The sequence below is a fragment of the Streptomyces sp. SD15 genome, from assembly GCF_054462255.1.
Map to the genome: position 1 here is coordinate 1 of NZ_JBTLMO010000014.1, position 22,720 is coordinate 22,720.

A 22,720-nucleotide genomic window follows, 5' to 3' on the forward strand; every position below is an offset into this window, starting at 1 on the left:
CCCCTGACACACCATCAGCCAACTACACTCCGGACGACGCCTCTGACCAGACCAGATAGCGAAACGCTGCTGGAGTACTAGGGCCTGTCCGGCGGATCATGCCGGAGACGCGGGGTCTGGCACGCCGATCTGCGGCGTTGTCGTCGGTTGCCGACTCCCCCAAGTTCTCGGCTTCGCTCGAACAGGGGGGACCCCCATCGCGTCGACGCCCTCCTCCGCCTTGCAGCTCGACGCACCAGACCCCGCTCACCTGCGCTGACAGGGCGCCGCTGCTTCCCTCCGACCTGATCCGCCGGACAGGCCCTAGCCTCGCCCGGTGGGTCTGTATCCGGAGATAGAACCGTACGACCACGGGATGCTCGACGTAGGGGACGGCAACCGCGTGTACTGGGAGGTCTGCGGGAATCCGGACGGGAAGCCCGCGGTCATGCTGCACGGCGGGCCCGGATCCGGCTGCGGTGCCGCCTTCCGGCGCTACTGCGACCCGGCCGCGTATCGCATCGTGCTGCTGGACCAGCGCGGCTGCGGACGCTCGACCCCGCACGCAAGCGCGTACGGGACGGACATGGGCGTCAATACGACGGCTCACGTGATCGCGGACCTGGAGCTGCTGCGCAGCCACTTGGGCATCGCGCGGTGGCTGGTGTGGGGAGTGTCGTGGGGTTCGGTGCTGGGGCTGCGGTACGCGCAGACGCACCCGGACGTCGTCTCCGAGGTGGTGCTGACCGCGGTGGCCACCGGATCGAACGCCGAAGTCGCCCTGCTGACCAGGGGACTTGGGCGGATCTTCCCCGAGGCGTTCGAGCGGTTCCTGGCCGAGTTGCCCGAGGGCGATCGGGAGGGGAATCTCGCGGCCGCGTACAGCCGCCTGCTCGAATCGCCCGACCCCGAGGTCCGGGCGCGGGCGGCGCGGGCCTGGACCGACTGGGAGACGGCGATCGTTCCCGCGCCGCAGCGTTCCGTGGAGCGCTACGAGGACCCGGCGTTCCGTATGGGCTTCGCCCGAACCGTCACGCATTACTTCGGCCACGACCACTTCCTGGGGGAGGGGAACGACCAAGGCGTGGTGCTCCGCGACGTGCCCCTGCTCAAGGGAATCCCCGGCACCCTCGTCCAGGGCAGCCTGGACTTCGGGAATCTGCTGGGCACGGTATGGCGGCTCCACCAGGCGTGGCCCGGCAGTGAGTTGACCGTGATCGACGACGTGGGCCACACCATGGGCGCGTCCGGTGTGGTCGACGCGTTGGTGGCGGCGACGGACAAGTACGCCCACCGCTAGGGAACTTCGGGTTCGCCGAACAGCTGCCGTACCGTCGAGCGGTAGTTGGTCTGCACGTGGGTGAGCGCGTGGGCGCGGGGTCGCCGGAGGCGATGGCCTCATACAACTCGCGGTGTTCGATGAGGAGGTGGGGCCACTCCTCGTTCCGCCGGGTGAGCCGGCGCAGACGGCCGGCGACCGGTTCCGTGACGGAGATCGGCAGGCGGCTGCACACGGCGGGAATCGCCCAGAACTGCGCCGTCGTCGTCGGCACCGGCCTGGGCGTCCTCGACCTCGGCGACGCCCGGCGTACACAGGAGGCGTTCATCGCCGCGGCCGTCAAGCTCGCGGAGTCCCTGGTGTCGCTGGGGTTGGGGACGAGTCGGGTGGGCAGCTATGCGCGACCACTTCCCAAGCGGCGGGTGTGGGGTGGCGACCAAGGGTGAGCAGGAACGACCACGCACTCCTGGAGGGACGACCGTGTTCCTAGCGATGGTCGTCGGACTCGGGCACGACGGCCGTCGCCGTGATCTCCACCAGCTGCCCCGTGTACCCGAGGCAGGCCACCCCGAGCAGCGTCGACGAGTGGGGGCCCGTACTGAGCCCGGACGCCTCGACAACACCCCACACGTCGGAAAGAACCGCGGGCTCACCGCTCACGACGTACACATCGGTCGCCACCACATGCGCGAAGTCGCTGCCCACCGCGCGAAGTTGCTCACCGAGGTTGGCGATCACCTGCTCGGCCTGCCGTACGGGATCGCCCGCGCCGACGATCTCCCCCGCCGCATCCAGCGGCACGGCACCGGCGAGGAACGCGAGCCGGGTGCCCGCCTCGACGACCGACGCGTGAGCGTAGCCGGGAGGCGGGAAGAGGCTGGGTACGGTGACGCGTGCGAGCACGGGACCTCCTGGGATCTTCGGCTGGGCGGGCAACCTGCCCATGATGAGGGCGCATAGACGGAAACCGCATCAGGTTTACCCCCGACTCATTCCCAACCGAAGGCCCCGACGCCGCCGTAGGGGCTGTCCACCTGCCACCCGTCTTCGCGCGCCGCCCGCTCGAATGCGCCGATCCTGTACGCGAGTCCTTCCGGCTCCCCGATGTTCGTACCCCCCGTCCGCGTCGGCCCACTGCTCCTCTCCCCGGATCAACGGGCGCACGGACAGTGACAGCTGTGGCCACGTATTGCCGCCAACGAGCGTGTGGGTCAGTTCTGCGTTGCGAACTCTATGAAGGCGGTCCATCCGCCAGTGGTGAAGGACAGAACCGGGCCTGCCTTGTCCTTCGAGTCGCGGACGTACGTGGAGCCAGGGCAAGCAGCGACCTCGACGCACTCGCCACCCGAGCCGGTGCTGTAACTGCTCTTGAACCAGGCCAACTTGGGGGCCGCCTGACGGGACTCTTCGACGTTCATGCTTCTCCCAGCAACTTCTCGATGAGGGCCAGCGATTCGCGTGGAGTGAGCGCCTGCGCCCGGAGAATCCCGTACTGCTCCTCGATCTCCCGGACGGACGTCCGATCCGTGTAGAGACGGCTGTCCTTGTACGCCTCCACGTAGGCGATCCTCTGCCCTTCCTTCGTCTCGATCAAGGTGAAGGGGCCTTCGAGCCCAGCATGCTCCTCTCGGGCAATCGGCATCACCTGGATTTCGACGTTGCGTCGATGGCCGTGTAGCAGGATCTGTTCAAGCTGTCCCTTCATCGCAGCTCTCCCGCCCAGGGGTCGCAGCAGCACGAACTCCTCGATGACGAAGCTGATCGTCGGCAACGGGGTGCGAGAGAAGATCTCCTGACGGGCCAAGCGAGCTGCAACACGCTGCCCGGCTGTCTCGTCGTCGAGCAGCGGCCGCCACATCGTGAACACTGCCCGCGCGTACTCCTCAGTCTGCAAGAGGCCGGGTACCGCCTTCGTCGCGTACACGTGGAGTGCAACCGCCTCCGCCTCCAACCGAGCCGCATCCCGAAAGAACGCCGGATACTGAGCCCGAGCCACCTCCTCCTTCCCCGCCTTCAGCACCCCACCCGCATCAAGCACTTCATCGGCCTTGTCGATGAACTTCGGCGGAGCGATCCGTCGCCCCTGCTCGAACGAGGCGATCGTCGACGCCGAGTACCCCGTCAACGCCCCGAACTCCGCCCGCTCCAGCCCCGCCCGTACCCGGAACAGCTTCAACTGTCGCCCGAACACGTACAGAACGCCCGCCCCGAACTCATACTCCGGCGCCCCGGCGCCCACCCTCGACGGCTCCCGCTCCTCCACGCCCGCCACCTCCCGTACCGCAGCCGTACCGTCACCACCCCGCACTCCCGCGCCCGCCAAAACGCAACGCACCCGAAGCCGGTCACGCCCCAAGTCGCGTACAAGCAGGCCACCGCCGCGTACAACCCACGGCGGTCAGCGCGTCACTCCTGGTCAACGCTACGCAGATGCCGAGACCGTCAGTGCCATGAAGCAAGTAACTCCACCCAACGGGCATATGCCGCAACGGTCGGCGCTCGCACGCGAGTTCGCCATGCGTTTCACGTCCACTCCGCGTGGTGCACGACTCGCCCGTCGTCTCGTCTCGCATCGCCTCGACGACTGGGGCTACCCGTACGACTCCGAGGCGAACGCGAACCTCACCCTCATCGCCGCCGAACTGGCCGCCAACGCCGTCCGCCACGGCCACGTCCCTGGCCGTGACTTCCACCTCCGGCTCGCGGCCACGCCGTCCGCACTCCGCATCGAGGTGAGCGATACGCGCGGCGACCGCTGTCCCGCCTCGGACTCTCCGGCCCCGCCGCCAGCCGACGCCGAGGCCGGCCGAGGTCTCCTTCTGGTGGCCCACCTCGCCGATCGCTGGGGCGTGATGGCCCGCGACGCAGCCCCGGGCAAGTGTGTATGGGCGGTACTCGGTACAGGCGCAGCAGGCACGCCACCGGGGCCACCGGCCGAAGAGCCCGCTGCGCGGGCATGAGCGGATGCGCTGGTCGCCGTACGTCTCGGTGTCCGCCGACGCAGACAGAGATGCTCTGGCCAATACGTTGCGATTTTCGCAATACGCGGTTACGGTGGGTGCATGCCTGAATCTGTGATCGATCGTGTACGCAGAGTTATAGAAGCGGCCTCGATGAGTCAGGCTGCATTCGCCGAGAAGGTGGGGCTCACGCCCGACAAGCTGTCCAAGTCGCTGGCGGGGGTGCGCCGCTTCACGTCGCTCGATCTGGCGCTGATCGCCGAGGCGGGCGGCAGGACGGTGGACTGGCTGCTCACGGGACGCGATCCGCTGCGTCCGTCGTTCGCGGCTCGGACCACTGCCGGAGCGGCTCCCGGGCGGGGCCGCGTCAGCGATGCCGCGGACCGGTTCACGGCGGCGTACGAGGTGCTGGAGCTGTTGGGGAGGCCGCCGAAGCTGCCGCCGATGCCCTCCGTGCGCTCCGATCTGAAGCGTTACGTGGACCAGGGGAAGCAGCTCGCGCAGGACGCCGTCGGCGTCCTCACGGCGGCCGCCGGCCCCCGGACCGTGGCCGGTCTGGAGACCGATGTGCTGATCACGGCCTGTACGCAGACGTTCGGTGTGGATGTCGCGGTCACGCGCCTTCCCGACACTGTCGACGGGCTCACCTGGCAGACGGACACATTCCGGCTCGTTCTCATCGGGCCCACGGAGACCTGGACCCGGCAGAGGTTCACCCTGGCGCACGAACTCGGCCACATCCTGGCCCGAGACGCCCAGGAACTCGTCGTCGAGTCGCATGTCGCGCCGGGGCGGCAGAAGGACCTGACCGAGGTGCGGGCCAACGTCTTCGCCTCCAATCTGCTGATGCCCGCGCCCGAAGTCCGCGACAAGTTCCGGCAGGTGGCCGACCAGCACGGCAGGCTCACCGACGAGGCGTTCTCCGAGCTGGTCGTCGCCTTCAAGGTCTCGCCCAGCGCGATGGGCGCACGGTTGAGTCAACTCCGGCTGATCGACGCCAAGTCGGCGCTCCACTACCGGGGTCTCACCACCGAGATCTGTCACCTGCTGGCCGGCGCGACGGACGCCTTCCAGCGGCAGCTCGCCTGGGCTGCGGCCGAGCGATTCCCGGTGCGCCTCGTCGCTGCCCTCTACAAGTGCTACGCCGAGGGGGAGACCACACTCCGGCCCCTCGCCGCCCTGCTGGGCATGGACGTGGACCACCTGCACAACCTTCTCGACCCGGCCGAGCCCAACGCTCCGGAGCTTGCCGGCAGTGAAGTGGAAGAAGGGGACCTGATCTTCCAGCCATGAGAATCTGCTGGTTCCCGGACAACACCGTCCTGTGCAACTTCGCGGCTGTCGACCGCCTGCCCCTGCTGGAGAAAGTGCTCGACGGGCGCGGCCGCTGGACCGAGGCCGTGGCTCACGAAGCCGAGCAATCCGCCCAACACCTTCCTCGATTACGGGACATCGTGTCCGTCGGCATGCTCGGCGAGCCGATCGCCATCACGGACCTCGAGGAAATCGCCGCGGTCGACCGACTGCGTCGAGCGGTCTTCGGCGGTGTCGCGTCGGCGCCGACCAAACACCTCGGTGAGGCCGAGACCTGCGTACTGATCACCATGCGCCCAGACTTCCGTGATTCGGTGTGGATCACCGACGACCGGTCGGCCGGCTCGTACGCGCGGCGGCGGGGCATCACCACAAAGGAGACCTTCGACCTCATGAACGAGGCTGTCGTCGACGGGTTGGTCAGTGCCCCCGACGGTCATGGCCTCCTCGGCCGCATGGTGGCCGCAGGACGTCATCTGCACCGTGTCTCGAAGCGTGCTGAAGATCTCTTGTTCTAGACCGACATTGATCACTTTCTGTTCTCCGGCGGGGGCAGTATTCGCCGCCGATCGCCGGATCGACCGGGCCCGGGCCCCGGGACGTCGAAATGCTGGTTCGAGTCCAGCCCGCACAGCTCGATGTGCGGTGGTCCAAAGGCAGGACGCGGCGACATGACGACTGACCTGGGTCCTCAAGCGTGCCGGCGTGTGACATGGGTGGCATCACAGGGTCCGGAGGCCGGCTACGCCCTCGGACCCGCTCCCCGCCACCGACGCGCCACCGGTATCCCGCTCGCGATGGCGATTGCGTTCATAAAGAACGCGGCATCCCCGCGAAGTGTCACGTCGCGGAAATGTCTACGTTCCCTTCTCTCCAGCAACCCGATCTACGGTAGGTACGACAACAGCCCGGCCGATGTCGCCCGAAGGCACCCGCCCTCGCCCGACAGGAGCCCCGTGTCCCGTCTCAGTGTCGCCGTACCGCCCTGGCTCGCCCATGCCCTGCGCGCACAGCGAGGCCCCGTGCCCTGGAACGCGGTCGTACGAGGTGCCCTGGCCGCCGGGCCGCTCCTGCTCGTGGCTGTGCTGTGCGGCCGTACCTCCATCGGCGTCGTCGCCGCCCTGGGGGCCATGCTCGCCGGGATCAACGACCGGCCGGGGAGTCGCCGGGCAGCCGTACGGAGGCTGGGGGTGCCCGCGCTGGCGGGGGCCGGTGGCCTGCTCGTCGGGTCGTACGCCGGACAGCACGTCGGGGCTGTGACGCTCACCGTCCTGCTGACCATGCTCGGGCTGATCGCGGGCGCCGTCAGCGCCATCGGGCCCGTGGCGTCCGGGGCCGGGACCCAGCTCCTCGTCGCCGCCGCCATCGGGGCCGGGATGCCGCTGCCCGAGCCGGGCTGGCAGCGGGCGCTCTTCTTCGTCGGCGGCGCCGGGTGGCTGCTGGCTCTGCGGCTCGCGCTGCCTACGCCCGGGGCCACCGCAGGGGACTACCGGTTCGACGGGGAGCGGGACGCCGTCGGTGCCGTGTACGACGCCGTCGCCGCGCTGCTCGAAGCCGTCGGCGGGCCGGACGCGAGCCGCCGCCGGGTCGCCCTGACCGCCGCGCTCGATCATGCGCAGGACGCGCTCGGCGGGCCTCGCCTGCGGCGGTACGCCGGCTCCGCCGCCGAGCGGCGGCTGCACGCGCAGTACGCCGCCGCGCTGCCCCTCGCCGAGGCCGCCACCGCGCTCGCCTGGGCGGGCGAGGCGGTGCCCGCGCGGGCCGCGGAAGGGCCACGGCGGCTCGCCCTCGCCGTACGGAGCGGTACGCACACCGGGCCGCTGCCCGCGCCCGCCCGCTCCGCGGCCGCCCTTCGCTCCCTCGACGACGCGCTTCTCCACGCGGCCGACGCCTTCGACCGGGGCAGCGACGACAACCTGCTGCACACCCGGCGTCGTACCGCCACGTCTCTCGTCCGCACCGCCTTCGGTTCCGGCGGACGCGAGTACGGGCTCCGGGTCGCCCTCTGCTTCGGGGTCGCCGTGGCCGTGGCACAGGCCCTGCACCACGCCCGCTGGTACGGGAACCACTCCCACTGGTACTGGCTCCCCGCGACCGCCGTCTTCCTGGTCAAGCCCGATCTCGGGCCGCTCGCCTCGCGGGTGATCTGCCGGGCGGCGGGAACGGTTCTGGGCGCCGTCCTCTTCGCCGGGTTCGCGGCGCTGCTGCCCCGGCCCGCCGGGCTGGTCGCCCTCGTGGCGCTGTGCGGCGCCCTGATCCCCGTCGCCACCCGGCACTTCGCCGCGCAGACCGCCGTCGTCACCGTGCTCGTCCTCTCCCTCGTGATGGTGGAAGGGGAGCCGCAGGCCTCCTGGAGCCGGATCGGCGAGACGCTGCTGGCCTGCGCGATCGTGCTGCTCGTCGGGCACCTGCCCGCGCTCGGGCAGCGCGGCGGAGGGGTACGGGCGCGGCTCGGCCGGGCCGCGGAGGCCGCGCACGCGTATCTCGCCCATGTGCTGAGCGAGGGCACGACGGACGACCGGGCCGGCCGGTGGGCCCTGCGCCGTGAGGCCTATCGCGCGCTCGCCGAGGCCCGCGCAGTGATCGACCTCGCCGCCGCAGAACTCCCCGCCCTGGCACGGCACGCCGAGGGTACGGGCGAGGTGGTGGCCATCCTCGAACGGCTCGTGGACACGACGACCGCGTGCGCCGTGCAGCTCGACGACACCGGGCGGCTCACACTCCGGCACACCGAACGGATCGCCGAGCTCCTCGACGAGCTGGCCGAGCGGCGGGAGCGGGCGGGACTCGTGGTGAAGGAGGGGCAGGGGGCCGCCTTGCCGCTCGCGGGCTGAGAACCGTCAGGGCTCCCGGAGATCAGGACTTCCACCGCACCCATACCGGTGCGTGGTCCGACCTGGGCGCCCCGCGTCGCGCGGCCGGGTCCGGGCCGACCGACGGCAGCCGCGGCGGCTCCGTGCCCGGCACGCCCGTACCCGCGGCGGTGATCCGGTGGACCAGACGGCGGCTGACCAGTATGTGGTCGATCAGCTCGCGGCGCCCGGAGTTGACGCGCGAGTAGCGCTGGTCGGCCGGGATGAGCGGGGCCACGTCCCGCCTGCGGCTCTCCGCGGGAGGAAGTGGGAAGTAGGGCAGCGTCTCGTGGCGCAGGCCGGCGTGCCCGCGCTTCCGCCCCGGCGACAGGGCCCTGCCCGGATGTGCGGTTCACGTACCCCGGCGGGACGACCCCGTCGTACGGTGACGCAATGACGCCGTCTGCCGTGCGCCCGTCCGCATCGGGCCCCGCTGATCTCATCATCACCGGATGCACCGCCCTCGTGCACGACGATCAAGAGGAGATCGGGTTCGTCGAGGACGCCTCGATCGTCGTACGCGACGGGGTCATCGAGGCGGTCACAGGCGAGGCGTGCGCGGTGGACGCCGTCGAGCGCATCGACGGTCGCGGCCAGGTGGCGATGCCCGGTCTGATCAACTGTCATACCCACTCACCGATGGTCGCGCTGCGCGGGATCGCCGAGGACCTGCCCGTCGAGGAGTGGTTCAACGACTTCATCTGGCCCATCGAGTCCAACCTCACCGAGCGGGACGTGGAGTTGGGAGCGCGGCTCGCCTGCGCCGAGATGATCCGCGGGGGTGTCACCTGCTTCGCCGATCACTACTTCTCGATGGACACGGTCGCCGCCGTCGCGATCGAAAGCGGGCTGCGGGCACACCTCGGCGAGGCGTTCTTCTCGTCGCAGGGTGTCGAAGGCCGGGAGAAGTCCCTCGCGTTCGCGCTGCGGCACCACGGCGCCGCCGACGGTCGCATCACCACGGCCCTCGCCCCGCACGCCCCGTACACCGTGGACGACGCCGACCTCGCCGCGACCGCCGAACTCGCCCGCGAGCACGGTCTGTCCGTGCATCTGCACGCGGCCGAGAACCGCGAGCAGACCGACAACAGCCTTGCCCGATACGGTCGTACACCCATCGAGATCCTTCGCGGCGCCGGGCTCCTCGACAACGAGGCCGGTCTGCTCATCGCGCACGGCACCGGCATCATCGACCACGACCTGCCCGTGCTGGCCGGCGCGGGCGGACCTGTCGCCGTCGCGACCGCACCCCGCGGCTATCTGAAGTTCGCCTGGGACCCGACCCCGGTACGCGCCCTGCGCGAGATCGGCATCCCCGTCGGGCTCGCCACGGACGGGGCCGCGTCGAACAACTCCCTCGACGTGTGGGAGTCGATGGCGCTCACCTCGCTCGTGCAGAAGTCGGCCGAGGGCGATCCCCGGACGCTGACATCCCGGCAGGCGCTGCATCACGCCACGCTGCAGAGCGCGCGGGCCGTCGGCCTCGGTGACCGGATCGGGAGCCTCGCATCGGGGCGGCGCGCGGACATCGTCCTCGTCGACCTCACCGGCCCGCACACCCAGCCCGTGCACGATCTCGCGGCCACGCTCGTGCACTGCGCGCGCTCCGGGGACGTACGGACGACGATCGTCGACGGGCGCGTCCTGATGCGCGACCGTGCGCTGCTGACGCTCGATCTTCCCTCGACCGTACGGGAGTTGGGGGAGCGGCTGCCCGCCCTGGTCGACCGGACCCATGGGAAGCGGATCCAGGAGTACGACACCTGATCCGAAGCTGATCCCAGACCGATCCCAGCCTGATCCGGACCTGATCTGAAATAAGTCCAGAAAATCTCCGTCCCGCCGATGAGTTCCGCTCCCGCGCCCGGTCACCACACCGAAGGCACCGTTCCTTAGGAGGGGCACATGACGCTTCCGCAGATCGTCACGCGCGAGGAGTGGCGCGCCGCGCGCGAGAAACTGCTGGTCGAGGAGAAGGCCGCGACGCGCGCGCGGGACGCGCTGGGCGCGGCGCGGCGGCGGCTGCCGATGGTCGAGATCGACAAGGAGTACGTGTTCGAGGGCGGCGACGGCAAGGCGACGCTGCTCGACCTCTTCGAAGGACGGCAGCAACTCGTCGTCCATCACTTCATGTTCGCGCCCGAGTGGGACGCGGGCTGCCGCAGTTGCTCGGCGTTCCTCGACCAGATCGGGCACCTCGCGCATCTGCGGGCGCGGGGCACCGAGTTCGCCGCCGTGTCCCGGGCGCCGTACACGAAGATCCTGCCGTTCAAGGCCCGTATGGGGTGGACCGCCCCCTGGTACTCGTCGTACGAGAACGACTTCAACTACGACTTCCAGGTGTCCTTCAGGGGTGATTCCGGCGGCGATGAGCCCTCCGAGCGGCCGGGGATCAGCTGCTTCCTGCGGGACCGGGACCGGGTCTTCCACACGTACTCGACGTACGAACGCGGCCTGGACGGGCTCGGCTCCACGACCACCCTGCTGGATCTCACGGCACTCGGCCGACAGGAGGAGTGGGAGGAGCCCCAGGGGCGCGCGTCGGCGCTGGGGGCGCCGGCGGGCAGCGAGCGGATCCGGTACCACGACGAATACGAGGACTGAGGACTGAGGACTGAGGACTGAGGACTGAGGACTGAGGACTGAGGACTGAGGACTGAGGACTGAGGACTGAGGACTGAGGACTGAGGACTGAGGACTGAGGACGGTGGATTGAGGACGGTGGACTGCGACTCTGACGCTCTGAGACCCTGAGATTTCCCTCACATCAGGGTAGTGAACGAGTGTTGACTACGTCTCAGTACGGTCACTTCGCGATCCGTTCACCCCGATGTCGGCGTTTAACTCTATGGAGTACGGCGCTACATGGAGGTGCAGGGTGAACGGGCGAATGGTGCTGGAGCGCTTTCCCGCCGGTGGGCCGCGCGGATCGTGGCCCGCCGAGGAGTTCGCGCAGGCGTGCCGCCTCGAGGGGCAGCCCGCGGAGGTCGTCATGGACCTCGCCACGGACGCGTTTTTGGTGATCGTACGGGGCGGGGAACTCGTCGAGTGAGGTCAACCGGCCTCCCCGGTCGGCACCTTCGTCGTGAACTGCTCCGCCTGCAGTGAGTACAGTTCGGCGTAGACGCCGCCCGTGGCCAGCAGTTCCTCGGGGCTGCCGGACTCCACCAGGCGGCCCTGTTCGAGGACGTGCACGAGGTCGGCATGGCGGACCGAGGCCAGCCGGTGCGTGATGAGGATGACCGTCTGGCCGCTGCCCGCCAGCGCCCGGATCTTCTCGAAGACCTCCAGCTCGGCCCGGGCGTCGAGCGCCGCCGTCGGCTCGTCCACGATCAGTATGGCGCCACGCCGGTACGCGGCCCGCGCGATGCCGAGACGCTGCCACTGCCCGCCCGACAGTTCGTGGCCGCCGCTGAATCCGCGGGCGAGGAGCGTGTCGAGGCCGCGCGGCAGATCCGCCACGACGTCCTCCGCCCCGGCCTCCGTCACCGAGGAGGCGAGCCGCTCGTCCGTCAGCGGCGCCGAGGCCCGCCCGACCGCCACATTGACCCGGGCCGTGAACGGCCACCGCTTGAAGTCCTGCGCCACCATCGCGATGCGCTCGGCGAGTTGATGCCGGTCCGCGGTCGCCGCGTCGACGTCGTCCCACACGATGCGGCCCCGCTGCGGCGCGTACAGGCCGGCGAGCAGTTTCACCAGGGTCGTCTTGCCCGAGCCGTTCTCCCCGACGAGCGCCACGATCTTGCCGAGCGGCACGGTGAGGGTGACGTCGGCGAGCGCGGGCCTGGTCGACGCGCCGGGATAGGTGAACGTGACGTTCTCGAAGCGGATTTCGCTCGGATCGTCGGGGAGCGGATCGCCGCCCAGCGGGATCGCGCGCTCGGCCGCCTCGACGTACAGGCGTTGCAGGTCGCCCACGAACAGGGCTTCCTCGTGAAGGGAGTTGACCTCGAGCACGAGGGTGTCGAGGCTGGCGGAGCCGGTGCGGATGGCGATCACGGCCGTACCCGCAACCGAGAGTGCCATCGCGCCGGCCAGCAGGAGGCCGCCGAGGGTCGCGTATGTCGCCACGGTGGCAAGTCCCGTCCAGGCCGCCGCGATCAGGCCGGTGCGGGCCGAGAGCCAGGCCAGCCGGGCCTGCTCCGCCTCGGCGGTCTCCGACATCTGGCGGAAGTGGCGCAGCAGGAACGGGCCGACGCCGTGCACGCGGATCTCCGGAGCCGCCGCGGGCTCGGTGAGCAGGCTGCTGATCAGATGCCCGGCGCGGGCGTGCTGCACCCAGGTGTGGAAGGACTCGTAGCGACGCCGCGCGATGGTCAGGGAACTCCAGGCGCTGGGCAGGGTCATCGTCACGAGCAGCGGCAGCAGGGCGGGGTTAGTCGTTGCAGTTGCCGTGTCCCGCACAGGTCGTGTCGCATTACGGCTGGAGCGGGGCCTTGGCCCGTGTCGCGCTCCGAAGCGGCATTGTGTCCCTTTCCTAGCCCAGTTGCATGACGAGGGCTCCACGGCAGGAGAGCTTTCTGTTCCAGGCTCAGGATTGCAGACGACGCCTCCTCTGTGGTGTCGGCGCCGGGACACCCCTGGTCGTGGCGCTCGACCATGGGGTCGTACCGCCGCGATGGATGCCCGGAGGGGTGCTGAAGCGACTTGACGGGCTCGAGTCCGGAAACCCTTGTCCGTCGGCCGCGACCCGTCGGCGGTGCGGCGCATCTGCCGGGGAGGGCCTGTGATGGTGCGGAAGTCAAAGACGCAGATTTGGCGGAAGCCGAGCGCGCAGTGAGCCATCCGCAACAGCGGGTACCTGCCCAAATGCGCCTTCGCTTGCTGTTCCTAGGAGCCCTAGGTTATACCTAGGGCTCCTAGGATTGAGGGGAGGGTGTATGGCGCGGGCCGGGCTGACGGCGGAGCGGGTGACGATCACAGGCGCTGAGCTGGCGGACGAGGTCGGACTCGACCAGGTGACCATGTCGCAGGTGGCGCGGCGGCTCGGCGTGAAGGATGCGAGCCTCTACACGCACGTCCGTGGTCTGGAGGATCTGCGCGGACGGATCGCGTTGCTGGCGGCGGACGAGAAGACGATCCGTATCGCGGAGGCGACCGCCGGGCGGGCGGGCAAGGATGCGCTGGTCGCGTTTGCGAACGCCTGGCGGGAATACGCCCGCAAGCATCCGGGCCGCTACATGGCGACGCAGACCCCGATCCAGATCGACCCTGAGCTGGCCGCGGAAGCACCCGGACCGCGGCGCGCGGTCGAGCTGACCTACGGCATGCTGCACGGCTACGGACTGGCCGAGCCCGACCTGACCGACGCGGTCCGGTTGCTGCGCAGCACATTCCATGGGTTCGTCGCGCTGGAGTCCGCGGGCGGGTTCGCGCACGAGCGTTCGCCGCAGCAGTCCTGGGTCCGCGCCCTCGACGCCCTGCACACCCTCCTGGAGCACTGGCCCCCGTCCCGAGAAGGAGACTCCTCATGACCGACCCGACCATCGGCGGCCTGCGCGTGAACGGCGCGACCCTGCACTACGAAATGCGCGGCCAGGGCCCGCTCCTGCTGCTGATCCCCGGAGGAACGGGCGGCGCGGCCTCCTTCGACGGCATCGCCGACGACCTGGCCGCCGAATACACAGTCGCCACCTACGACCCGCGCGGCATGTCCCGAAGCACCCTGGATGACCCCGAGGCCGAGCAGCGAGTGGCCGAGCATGCCGATGACGCGTTCCGGATTCTGGAACTGCTGTCGCCCGGTGAGCCCGCGCGGGTCTTCGGCTCCAGTTCGGGCGCGATCGCCGCCGTGCATCTGCTCACCGCCCATCCCGAACGCATCGGACGCGTCGTGGCGCACGAGCCGCCGTTAGTGGAGGTCCTGCCGGACGCCTCCGAACATCGCGCGCTCATCGCGCGCGTGCAGGAGACGTTCCGCACACAGGGGCTCATGCCGGCCATGGCGGTGTTCGCTGCGGGGCTGAAGAAGGACGGCGACACCACCGAACTGAAGGCCGAGATCAAGCTTCCGCCCCAAGCCGCGGCGCGGGCCGAGCAGACAATGACCAACCTGCCGTACTTCGTCGGGCGCATCGTGCCCAGCTTCATGTCCTACGCCCCGGACATCCACCGGCTTCAGGCGCTGTCGGACCGGCTCGTGCTCGCCTGCGGCCAGGACTCACGCGGCGAGTTGCCCTACCGTCCGGCCGCTTTCCTGGCCGAACGGCTCGGCACGCAACTCCAGCACTTCCCCGGTGGGCACACCGGCCTGACCACGCACCCCGCCGAGTTCGGAGAACGACTTCGGAAGGCCTTCCGTGCCTAGACCCGAATCCGGCTCGCCCTGGTCAACGCCCGAAGACGGTCACTGAACGTACATCGCAACTGGCCGTCCCTGGTCAAACCTCGTGGCCGCTGTCGAGGGGGAGCGGCCACTTTCCTTCAATGAGTCAATGATCGTGTGCGATGAGCAGAGCGGGTGGAGGAGGCAATCCGTAGGCGAGCCTCCTCCACCCGTCGCGTGTCAGCTGCATGAGCCGAAGGGCGCGGAGCTGCTGGGCGCGGACAGTGAGCGGACGTTGTGATGGGTTGCCGCCTGCTTGCGCAGACGCTCGATCTCGTCGTGTTGCGCGGCCAGCCGAGAGATCGCCAAGGTCTTAAAATCGGTCAATTCCGTCAACTGCTCATCGCGGGCGCTGATGCGTCTCCTCAGCTCAGCGTTCTCCTTCTTGAGCCGCTCGATCTGCGCTACTCGGGGATCGAGGATTTCTCCGGCGTCCTGAAGTTCCCTGAGCCGCCGCTCGAACTCCTCGGCGAGGTGCTGGTAGGCGCCGGGCCTGACGGTGCCGTCGCGGTTGGGTTTGGGGTAGAAGCCGGTGCGGGTGACCCCGGCCAGGGCGGCGAGGGTCTTGAGGTCCGCCTTCCCCCCGGGCGGCAGGTTCCCGCTCAGGATCCGTTCCATAGCAGTCCGGATTGCGGCCTCGTTGCGAGCCTTGTCATCCTGGGTGAGCCGGGCCATCTCAATCCTCTCCACCGGACGCGGCCTGGGCGGCGTCGATCTCGGCGACGACCCGCAGGGCGCGATCGCGCTCGGGTGCCAGCCGTGCTTTCTCGCCCTTGGCCACCCGATGAACACGTCAATGGCGGTGGCCTGTCCGGCCCAGACGGGACGGTGGCAGGGGTGGTGGGTGGCCTGCGGGCAGCGAGCCGAGTCGCACATCCCGACCAGCGGCTTCGTCGCGTTTGGTGTGCTGGCCAGGCGCAGGCACAGGGCCTTGGACGGGTCGCGGAACCAGCAGAAGTTGGCAGGCCCGACGTGGAGTGTCTTGGCCTGTTTACGCAGGAGATTCTCCAGGTGGCGGTCGTCCTTGAGGATCTTCGGGTCTGTGCGGGCCGCGTCCTTCAGCTGGGCATCCACGTGGTGGAATGCATCGATCAGGCTGCGTGCACCGGGACCGGCGGGCATGCGTCCCGCTTGGACATCGCGGAATGCCTGCACCGTCAGCTGTATGTGATGGGTTTCCTCGGCCTCCTCGATCTCGGCATGGAACAGGCGCTGGGATCCACCGGGGCGAGCGGCATAGCCCTCCGTGGTGGCCACGGAGATGTGCTTGAGGGCGATCTTCGCCGCCAGCAGACCGCCCGGCCGCTCCGCGATGGCCAGGGACAGTGTCCGTCGCAGCATCCTGGCATTGAGCGGGCCTTGGGGGATGACCGGGAGTCCCCAGCGCTCCCGGTTGCCGGTCCGCTCCAGCCAGCCACGCAGGTTCTTCAACCGGCCGGAGAGGTCAATGTTGCCGAACAGTGCCTCACCGGCAGGCCGGTTGACCAGGCGTTCGGCGAGGGCCACGGCCCGGTCCACCTGCTCGATGACTACCCACTCGTCGGGGACTCCTCCGAACTTCTGCCCTTTGATCAGGCGGCTGGCGAGCCGGAACCGGCAGCCACCCCCGGGCGTCGCCACAGCAGGGAGGCGGCATCCTGCCTCGATTTCCAGGAGTTCACTGGTCCGCATTCCGCTGAGGGCGCAGGTCACCACCAGGCAGGCTGTCACCGCATGGTCGGCCATGAAGACGAGATCGCCCTCGGCCAACGGTAATGTCCACGGGATCAGTTCGCCGTCCCCCATGCGCGGGATGGCTGCGGCCTGGCGGGCCAGCGGCGGCTGGAATCCGGCCTCGGCGGCAAGCGTGGTCAGCTCCGGGATCAGGCGCCGACGCGCGTCGTCTCCGAACCTGTGGGCGCCGACGGTGCGGGCGAGCGCTTCCCACCCCAGGTGCTTCAGAGGGCCCTCCTGCCCCAGCGTGGTCCGCTTCCGCAGCTGAACGTCATCAACCGCGGGCAGTGGTTCGCCATTGGCGCGCATGCGGGCCAGGACTTGTCGAAGAGCGGGAAGGCGCGCTGACACCGTGGTGTCCGCTCGGGAGGTGCGCGCCGCGTCCATCAGGTCAGCCAGATGCGGCCCCACTTCATTGACCAAGTACAGGCAGGTGGCCAACAGCGGCTGCAGCATGGAGTCCGGCACGGGCGGTGTGAGGTTCGGCCCCTTCGACTTGTAGCCGACGACCTGGGTGGCGGCCTTCCCCCTCCACGGGACAAACCCGGTTTCGTAGCAGTCACTGGACAGCAGCTCCTCGTACTGGGCGATCAGTTTGAGGATCCGGACATGCGCCACGGTTGAGTACGGTTCGAGACGTCGCCTCGGCCGCCCGGGGACCGGGACGCTCCACGAGTAGTGCTCCAGGTACCGTTCGCACATCTCCTGCGTGACATCCTCCAGAGCCGTGATCCCCTGCTCGGTGAGCCAGTTGAACCACTCGGCGTATCGCTGCAGGAAGTTGAAACAGGTCCGGGGAGAACGGGCGGCCCGCAGCGCATGCGCGCACTCCAGCACCGCCTCGTACTGCGGGGCGAGCATCGCCAGCAGGACCTCCTTGGCCACGACCCGCCATCTCGGATTGACGATCCAGGTGAAGTCCCAGATCTGTTCGTGGTCGGACATCATCCGGTGTGCGTCCGCGAGGCCGGAGAACACCCAACGGTCCTGCTCGAACCGCGGGCGTGGTGCGCCATCGACCAGCCGCAGCCCGGCGATCTCACACACATCACTCTGGGCGAAGACCGAGGCTGGCCGACGGCGACGAGAAAGGTGTGCAGGTACGGGATGGGACGTCACAGTGTGGCCTCCTCGGGCCTCAGCGGGAGATCAGTGTCGTCGTCCGCCACCTCGCGTTCACCCTTCGCCTTGGCCTCGGTGGAGAGCTTCGGCAGGATCTCGTTGGCCAGACGGTCGGCGTACGGACCGAAGACCCGGACGAAGTTCTCCGTGGGCATCTGCCGGAACTGCCGTGCGAAGAAAGCGTTCAGCCGCAGCAGATTCGCCGCATGACGTGGCAAGAACACCGCCAGCGGGCACAGAAGACACACCCACGGCCGGGCCGGACACGGTTGCCCGGCCGGACCGTGGACCCCGGCCAGTTGATCGGCGCACGCAGCGGTGAACACATCGCGCTCGCCGCCCACCAGCTCGGCAAGCGCCGTGGCATCCAGCTTGAGCCGCTTCACCTCGTCAGGAAAATCCTCGGCGAACCGCGCTGCCTGCTCCGCCGAGAGCACCACCGGCGGCAGCGCCTTACGCAGGATGTCGGCCTGGCCGTCCTCGATAATCGACTCCACCGCATCAAGCTGAGCAGGACTGGTCGGAGTGACGTAGTGATCGCCTTCGGTGCGGGCCGTGTGGTTCGGATCGATCGTGGCCCGCCCGGTCCACCCCCGCCTGGCCAGTCGCTCGTGGTACGTCGCACGAATCCGGCCGCGATGGATCACGAACGGCTTTCCCACATCGTCCACCAGGCCCAGCTGCCTCACCAGATCACGATGACGGCCCGTGCCCGACGGGGGGCCGACGACCGGGCTGAACTTCCCGCTCGCCGTGAACCACTTCGGTGTGTACGAGATCCACAGCTGCCCACGGATCTCGGGGTCAGCGAAGTTTCGCAGCGGCGCCGAGTACGCCAGCCACCGCTCCAGCAGCCGCACCGCCCGAGCCGGAAGATTGGAACTCTCACGCGCAGTGCGCCCCTTGATGTAGGTGATCAGCATCGTGGCGTCGCCGGTCCACTCGAGACCGTCCAACCCCAGATCGTCAATGCCGTCCGGCACGACCCCGCAGTACATGCCGAACAAGACGGAGTAGGCGACTTGGACGACCGGGTGCGGAAACAGATCGCTGCGTACCTGACGCACTGCCCGGCGCAGGTCCCACTGCGACGACTTCGTGCCCTGGGTCTGCGCTCGGTACACGGGCCGGTCCGGGAAGGGGCCGTCCCGCAACAGCAGCCAGGCGATGTCCTGCGGACTGTGGTGCGCGCTCGTCGACGGCTCGCTGCCCCGCGCGGCCAGCCCCAGAGCCCGCCGGTGACGGGCCCAACCGTCGTCCACCACCGCCCGGCACGACGTCTCCAGTCGCTCCCACTCTCCATCGGTGTACGCCTTGTACGGGCTGGTGCTTCGATACGCCTGGATCTGGTTCCCCGTAAGGTACGTGCGCACCTCCGGACGCAGGGCTCCGGTGACCGCGTCGAAGCCCTTCAACAGCATGCGGGTCTCGCGCTCACGCGTATACGTGCTGGCCATCCAGTAGCGGACCAGGGTGGCCCGCGTCAGATCCGGGACACGCCCGGTGAACCCGGCCTCGGCCAAAGCGCTCACCATCTGGCGCAGGGCCACCGCGTACGCCTTGGCCGTGTTCTTCGCGCCGATGCCGCCCTCCGGATGCGCGTTGGCCGCGAGCCCTTTCGCAAGGTCGCACGCCAGCCCGGGATTAGGCAGACCGTCCAGAACGGCCGTCCACTCACGACCGTTGGGGAACACGAAGTGCACGGCCAACGGCTCGTCCATCACATACCCGGGCATGCGCCGGCCTCCTCGTCATCGAACTCGGCCGCAGCTTCGGCGGCGGCCTCCGGATGCAGTGCGCCAGTCGTGTCGTTGTAGGCTTCGCGATAGATCCGTGTGACGTCCAGGCGAGCGATGTAAAGCTCGGTCGACAGGACGCTCTGGTGGCCGAGCAAGTCCCGCAGGATCAGCATCGGATCGTTCCGGGTCAGATAGAGAGCCATCGCGGCGTCGTCTCCGGTGTCCGCCGCGAGGGCAGCCGCCCGCTGGTAGTAGCCCGTGACCAGCCACTCCAGGGTCGCCATCGCCATCGAGTGACGCAGGCGGTGCGGAGCCACCGTCGGAAACCGCGGCTCGAACCGCTCGCGGATACGCGCCGACGTCCGACGGAAGACCGTCGCCCAGTCCACGAACGGCCTCCCCGAGGACTGCAGGCCCAGTAGCGGCGACCCGCCATCCGGACCGACCAGGCGCAGCCGCTCGGCCGGCCGCAACTTCCGCCACGACCTCCGCTCCCCGTTGAGGAATGCGCCCTCCCAGTCGGGTTCCTCCACCACCAGCGGCTCACCCAGTTTCGACGGCGGCCGCCACGTGAAGCCCTCTGCCGACGCCGCCCGGTCCAACTCGATGTACTGGTGCACCTCGGCGAGCGCCTCATAGCTGATCCACGATGTACGGGCCTTCTGTCCCTTGGTGATCGCATGGCTCAGTGGAAACAGCACGGGCAGCGTTCGCGGGCGGGACGGAAGAGGCGGCACCTCGTAGATCGTCAGGTGCGTGAACTCCTGCCGCCGCAGGCCACTGGACAGCACCAGACGGGCCATCGCCGCGTTGCGAGCCCCTTCCCGGCCGCGGTAGCGCGGGTCCGGCTCACCATCCGGGCCGAGCCCTGCCAGACCCCGCACGAACACCTCCGCGAAGTCCCTTTCCAGGTACTTGATCGTCGTGTGCGGCCTCGGGGTGCGCAGCTTGGCGAGGTTCCGCTCCACCTCGACCAGCACCCCCTCTGCCATGCGTCGGCCCGTCCGGTAGCCGAACGGCACGGCGGAGGCGATGCCTTCGTCACGGGCCCACGTGTAAAAGCCCGACAGGATGCCCATGTTCAGGTTCCACGTGCTGGGGTCCCAGCGGTCCTTCAGCTCGCCGGCCAGCCGGTACTCGGCGTACATGCCCAGGGCGGCGCGCAGGTCCCGACCGTCACCCAGAGGGCTGACACCCCGGACTTGGAGGAACGTCAGCCAGTCGCGGAGGCAGTTGGCGCTGTTCTGCCAAGTGCGCGTGGCTGGGCACCGTTCAGGGGAAGCTCACGCAGCCAGCGATTGACGAACACCGCCGGCCGGGGCACTCCTGGAGCGTCCTCGAATCTCAGGTCGTCGTCGATGAGCACGGGCATCCGGTCCCGGATGAGTGGCTGTTGACCCACATCCCAGGACTCCCAGCCGGTGGCGGAGAAGCCGATCAGTTGCATGGCGCGGAGCCTAGATATCCGACACGACCTCAGTGCAACAGACTTGGAGGAATCACTCCAAGGTGTACCGCGAGGAAAGCGACACGATGATTAAGCAGCGACTTCGGGGTGCAGCACGGTCAGTACGCCCGCGGCCGCGATCAGCGAGATCATCGCGTTCACCACGCGGGTGGCGATCGCGATCATGCGCCGGGCCGACTGGGCGCCGTACTGCGCGGTGTCCAGCAGCTTGTGGAAGGCGTCGTCCTCGATCGCTGACAACTCCACGGCCGCCGCCCGCTCCAGATACAGCTCGGTCGCCACCCGCTCCACCTTCGGCTCCAGGCGCCCGATGGCGTAGGTCGAGGCCGCCCGCAGCAGCGCGCCGAGCAGCATCACCGCGGCGACCGTGACCAGCGCCGGAACCGCGCCGCGCAGCCGGTCCTCGACCGGGCCGCTCGTCATCAGCCTGCCCAGCACGCTGTTGACGGCCAGCAGGCTCACCGCCTGCGCCACACCCCGCGACAGTTCGGCGACGAGCACGATCCGGGCGGCGCGGCGGTCCGCCGTCCAGGCGAGCCGGAAACTGGACGCGAGCAGGGACGGCAGCCGCGTGACCATCGCGCGGAAGTTCAACTCCAGGAACGCGTCGGAGTGTTGGGACCACCCCATGTCGTAGCGCAGCGGGCCGCCGAAGAGCAGGCGTTCCGATGCGGAGGGTGGCGGCTTGTCGTCGCCGCGCTTCTTCCGCTCGGTCTTCCCTGTCTTCCTCGTCTTCCTCGTCTTCCTCGCCGATTTCCCCACCATGGGCCTCCCCGGGAATGGACGAACGGTGCATTCCCCAGGAACGCGGCGCTCCACCCGTGGTGGCGACGGAGTGTTGGGGCGACCGGCGCACTTCGCACACGCTCGGCGCCCCGTACAGGAGGTTTACGCGCTGATCGGGCGCGACCAGACGGGTGTCGTCCCCGTGACCCGGCACAGGGCCAGATAGAGGGGGATCGGCGGGGTGTACGGCAGGGTGCCGCTCGGCTTGTGGATGAGCCCGGGGGCGCGAGGCGTGTCCGGTACGACCGCGCCGGTGGCGTAGTGGGCGGGTGCGGGCCAGTCCAGAGAGACGTCGGACTCGGAGGGCACCAGCCACCACCAGTGCGCCCCGTCGGCGTAGACGCAGCCCACACGGGGCAGCCGCGGCAGCAGCAGCGGGCCGAACCGGGCGGGCACCGACACCGCGTCGCAGCCCAGTGGGATCGTCATGCCCTCGGGCACGGGGAGACGCCTGAACGCTCCGGATGCCGACTGCGCGCGCTTCAGGCGGACCAGCGTGTCCAGGCTCAGCACCTGAGCCCTGGTTCCTGCCGCCGACGTATCCCGCACGCCTCTCACACCCATTCGGACACCGTTCCCCAGGACGCTTCCGTCCCGGCGCCCCGGCCGTCGGCCGGTGGCTTCTTCGCGCCCCACCCGAGGTCGGACCGCGCCTCGGTGTCCGGGGAGCGTGGCAGAGCCGCCCAGACGAGCAGTCCCGGCCCGGTTGCCTGGGCGCCCCAGGACCTGCACGTGGCCGCGACGAGAAGGAGTCCCCGCCCGTGTTCCTCCTCGGGCTGCCCGGGCGAAGGGTGCGGCTCACCCGGAGCGCGTCCCTCGTCGCGTACGGCTATCCGCAACAGGTTGTCGTCATCGTGCAGCTCGCAGACGACACGCTCGCTCGCGCTGTGCACGATGGCGTTGGTGACCAGCTCGGACACGACGAGGACCGCCGTGTCGCAGGTGTCGTTCGACACCGCCCAGCCGGACAACCGGGCGCGCGTCAGATGCCGGGCCTGAGCCACGGAACCCGGGTGTGCGGCCAGCTCGAAGCGGAACCGGCGCACGGCGGCCGCGCCGGGGCGCGCCCCTGCGGTGGCACGCAGACGGGAGCGGCCTTCGAAGGCGTCTGTTCCTAAGGGCGCGGACGGAGTCACGGGTGCCACTATCGCCCCGCCATGAACACTTGGCAAGAGTCACTCTG

The 22,720-nt window shown here is 69.4% G+C and carries 18 protein-coding genes and 5 pseudogenes; 11 read left to right on the plus strand and 12 right to left on the minus strand.

The window, feature by feature from the left end; translation table 11 throughout:
* Positions 1-316: 316 nt before the first annotated feature.
* Entirely contained in the window at positions 317-1,279 is a 963-nt protein-coding gene (gene pip / locus ACX28W_RS15835) for a prolyl aminopeptidase (RefSeq protein WP_458999594.1), read from the plus strand.
* On the opposite strand, the pseudogene ACX28W_RS15840 reads toward pip, so the two are convergent.
* Positions 1,276-1,481 (minus strand): annotated as a pseudogene (locus ACX28W_RS15840) (GntR family transcriptional regulator); the annotation flags it as partial. The gene pip and the pseudogene ACX28W_RS15840 overlap by 4 nt on opposite strands.
* Between ACX28W_RS15840 and ACX28W_RS15845 the strand changes: the two are divergent.
* Positions 1,462-1,704, plus strand: a pseudogene (locus ACX28W_RS15845) (aspartate/glutamate racemase family protein); the annotation flags it as partial. The pseudogenes ACX28W_RS15840 and ACX28W_RS15845 sit on opposite strands and share 20 nt — an antisense overlap.
* A gap of 40 nt (positions 1,705-1,744) precedes the next feature.
* Here ACX28W_RS15845 and ACX28W_RS15850 read toward each other — a convergent pair.
* The 3 genes from ACX28W_RS15850 to ACX28W_RS15860 all read right to left on the minus strand — a co-directional run bounded on the left by ACX28W_RS15850 (position 1,745) and on the right by ACX28W_RS15860 (position 3,521).
* The gene (locus ACX28W_RS15850) at positions 1,745-2,161 is read right to left on the minus strand and encodes a RidA family protein (RefSeq protein WP_458999595.1); all 417 of its coding nucleotides are present in this window, start codon (positions 2,159-2,161) and stop codon (positions 1,745-1,747) included.
* A 308-nt stretch (positions 2,162-2,469) separates the two neighbouring features.
* Positions 2,470-2,676 (minus strand): DUF397 domain-containing protein, encoded by a 207-nt coding sequence (locus ACX28W_RS15855; protein ID WP_458999596.1) that lies wholly within the window; start codon positions 2,674-2,676, stop codon positions 2,470-2,472.
* Positions 2,673-3,521, minus strand: coding sequence for a helix-turn-helix domain-containing protein (locus tag ACX28W_RS15860; protein WP_458999597.1), 849 nt, complete (start codon positions 3,519-3,521; stop codon positions 2,673-2,675). Before ACX28W_RS15860 ends, ACX28W_RS15855 begins: the two co-directional genes overlap by 4 nt.
* Before the next feature lie 187 nt (positions 3,522-3,708).
* Between ACX28W_RS15860 and ACX28W_RS15865 the strand changes: the two genes are divergently transcribed.
* From ACX28W_RS15865 to ACX28W_RS15880, 4 genes are all read left to right on the plus strand, one after another.
* Positions 3,709-4,218: an ATP-binding protein gene (locus ACX28W_RS15865; protein ID WP_458999598.1), complete on the plus strand. Its 510-nt coding sequence runs from the start codon at positions 3,709-3,711 to the stop codon at positions 4,216-4,218.
* Positions 4,219-4,371: 153 nt separating this feature from the next.
* A complete protein-coding gene (locus tag ACX28W_RS15870; RefSeq protein ID WP_458999599.1) occupies positions 4,372-5,511 on the plus strand; it encodes a helix-turn-helix domain-containing protein in 1,140 nt (379 codons plus the stop codon).
* Positions 5,508-6,050, plus strand: coding sequence for a hypothetical protein (locus ACX28W_RS15875; protein WP_458999600.1), 543 nt, complete (start codon positions 5,508-5,510; stop codon positions 6,048-6,050). The genes ACX28W_RS15870 and ACX28W_RS15875 overlap by 4 nt, the downstream gene beginning before the upstream one ends.
* Positions 6,051-6,488: 438 nt before the next feature.
* Complete coding sequence (locus ACX28W_RS15880) at positions 6,489-8,366, plus strand: FUSC family protein (protein ID WP_458999601.1); 1,878 nt, start codon at positions 6,489-6,491, stop codon at positions 8,364-8,366.
* A 22-nt stretch (positions 8,367-8,388) separates the two neighbouring features.
* On the opposite strand, the pseudogene ACX28W_RS15885 reads toward ACX28W_RS15880, so the two are convergent.
* Positions 8,389-8,625, minus strand: a pseudogene (locus ACX28W_RS15885) (endonuclease/exonuclease/phosphatase family protein); the annotation flags it as partial.
* Positions 8,626-8,777: 152 nt separating this feature from the next.
* Here ACX28W_RS15885 and ACX28W_RS15890 point away from each other — a divergent pair.
* The 3 genes from ACX28W_RS15890 to ACX28W_RS15900 all read left to right on the plus strand — a co-directional run bounded on the left by ACX28W_RS15890 (position 8,778) and on the right by ACX28W_RS15900 (position 11,436).
* The gene (locus ACX28W_RS15890) at positions 8,778-10,151 is read left to right on the plus strand and encodes an amidohydrolase (protein ID WP_458999602.1); all 1,374 of its coding nucleotides are present in this window, start codon (positions 8,778-8,780) and stop codon (positions 10,149-10,151) included.
* A 138-nt stretch (positions 10,152-10,289) separates the two neighbouring features.
* On the plus strand, positions 10,290-10,988 hold the full coding sequence (locus ACX28W_RS15895) for a DUF899 domain-containing protein (RefSeq protein WP_458999603.1): 699 nt from the start codon (positions 10,290-10,292) through the stop codon (positions 10,986-10,988).
* 274 nt (positions 10,989-11,262) lie between these two features.
* Positions 11,263-11,436 (plus strand): hypothetical protein, encoded by a 174-nt coding sequence (locus tag ACX28W_RS15900; protein ID WP_362070486.1) that lies wholly within the window; start codon positions 11,263-11,265, stop codon positions 11,434-11,436.
* A gap of 2 nt (positions 11,437-11,438) precedes the next feature.
* Here the strand turns inward: ACX28W_RS15900 and ACX28W_RS15905 are convergent.
* A pseudogene (locus tag ACX28W_RS15905) lies at positions 11,439-12,761 on the minus strand (ABC transporter ATP-binding protein); the annotation flags it as partial.
* Between the two features lie 503 nt (positions 12,762-13,264).
* Here ACX28W_RS15905 and ACX28W_RS15910 point away from each other — a divergent pair.
* The gene (locus ACX28W_RS15910) at positions 13,265-13,858 is read left to right on the plus strand and encodes a TetR/AcrR family transcriptional regulator (RefSeq protein WP_458999604.1); all 594 of its coding nucleotides are present in this window, start codon (positions 13,265-13,267) and stop codon (positions 13,856-13,858) included.
* A complete protein-coding gene (locus tag ACX28W_RS15915) occupies positions 13,855-14,691 on the plus strand; it encodes an alpha/beta fold hydrolase (RefSeq protein ID WP_458999605.1) in 837 nt (278 codons plus the stop codon). The genes ACX28W_RS15910 and ACX28W_RS15915 overlap by 4 nt, the downstream gene beginning before the upstream one ends.
* Positions 14,692-14,889: 198 nt before the next feature.
* Here the strand turns inward: ACX28W_RS15915 and ACX28W_RS15920 are convergent, their stop codons facing one another.
* The 6 genes and pseudogenes from ACX28W_RS15920 to ACX28W_RS15945 form a co-directional block, all read right to left on the minus strand.
* Complete coding sequence (locus ACX28W_RS15920) at positions 14,890-17,469, minus strand: integrase (protein ID WP_458999606.1); 2,580 nt, start codon at positions 17,467-17,469, stop codon at positions 14,890-14,892.
* Between the two features lie 68 nt (positions 17,470-17,537).
* Positions 17,538-19,280, minus strand: coding sequence for a hypothetical protein (locus ACX28W_RS15925; RefSeq protein ID WP_458999607.1), 1,743 nt, complete (start codon positions 19,278-19,280; stop codon positions 17,538-17,540).
* Positions 19,265-20,431: a site-specific integrase gene (locus ACX28W_RS15930; protein ID WP_458999608.1), complete on the minus strand. Its 1,167-nt coding sequence runs from the start codon at positions 20,429-20,431 to the stop codon at positions 19,265-19,267. Before ACX28W_RS15930 ends, ACX28W_RS15925 begins: the two co-directional genes overlap by 16 nt.
* A gap of 404 nt (positions 20,432-20,835) precedes the next feature.
* Positions 20,836-21,381: pseudogene (locus ACX28W_RS15935) on the minus strand (ABC transporter ATP-binding protein); the annotation flags it as partial.
* 258 nt (positions 21,382-21,639) lie between these two features.
* A complete protein-coding gene (locus ACX28W_RS15940; RefSeq protein WP_458999609.1) occupies positions 21,640-22,101 on the minus strand; it encodes a hypothetical protein in 462 nt (153 codons plus the stop codon).
* A complete protein-coding gene (locus ACX28W_RS15945) occupies positions 22,092-22,682 on the minus strand; it encodes an ATP-binding protein (protein WP_458999610.1) in 591 nt (196 codons plus the stop codon). Before ACX28W_RS15945 ends, ACX28W_RS15940 begins: the two co-directional genes overlap by 10 nt.
* Positions 22,683-22,720: the final 38 nt, after the last annotated feature.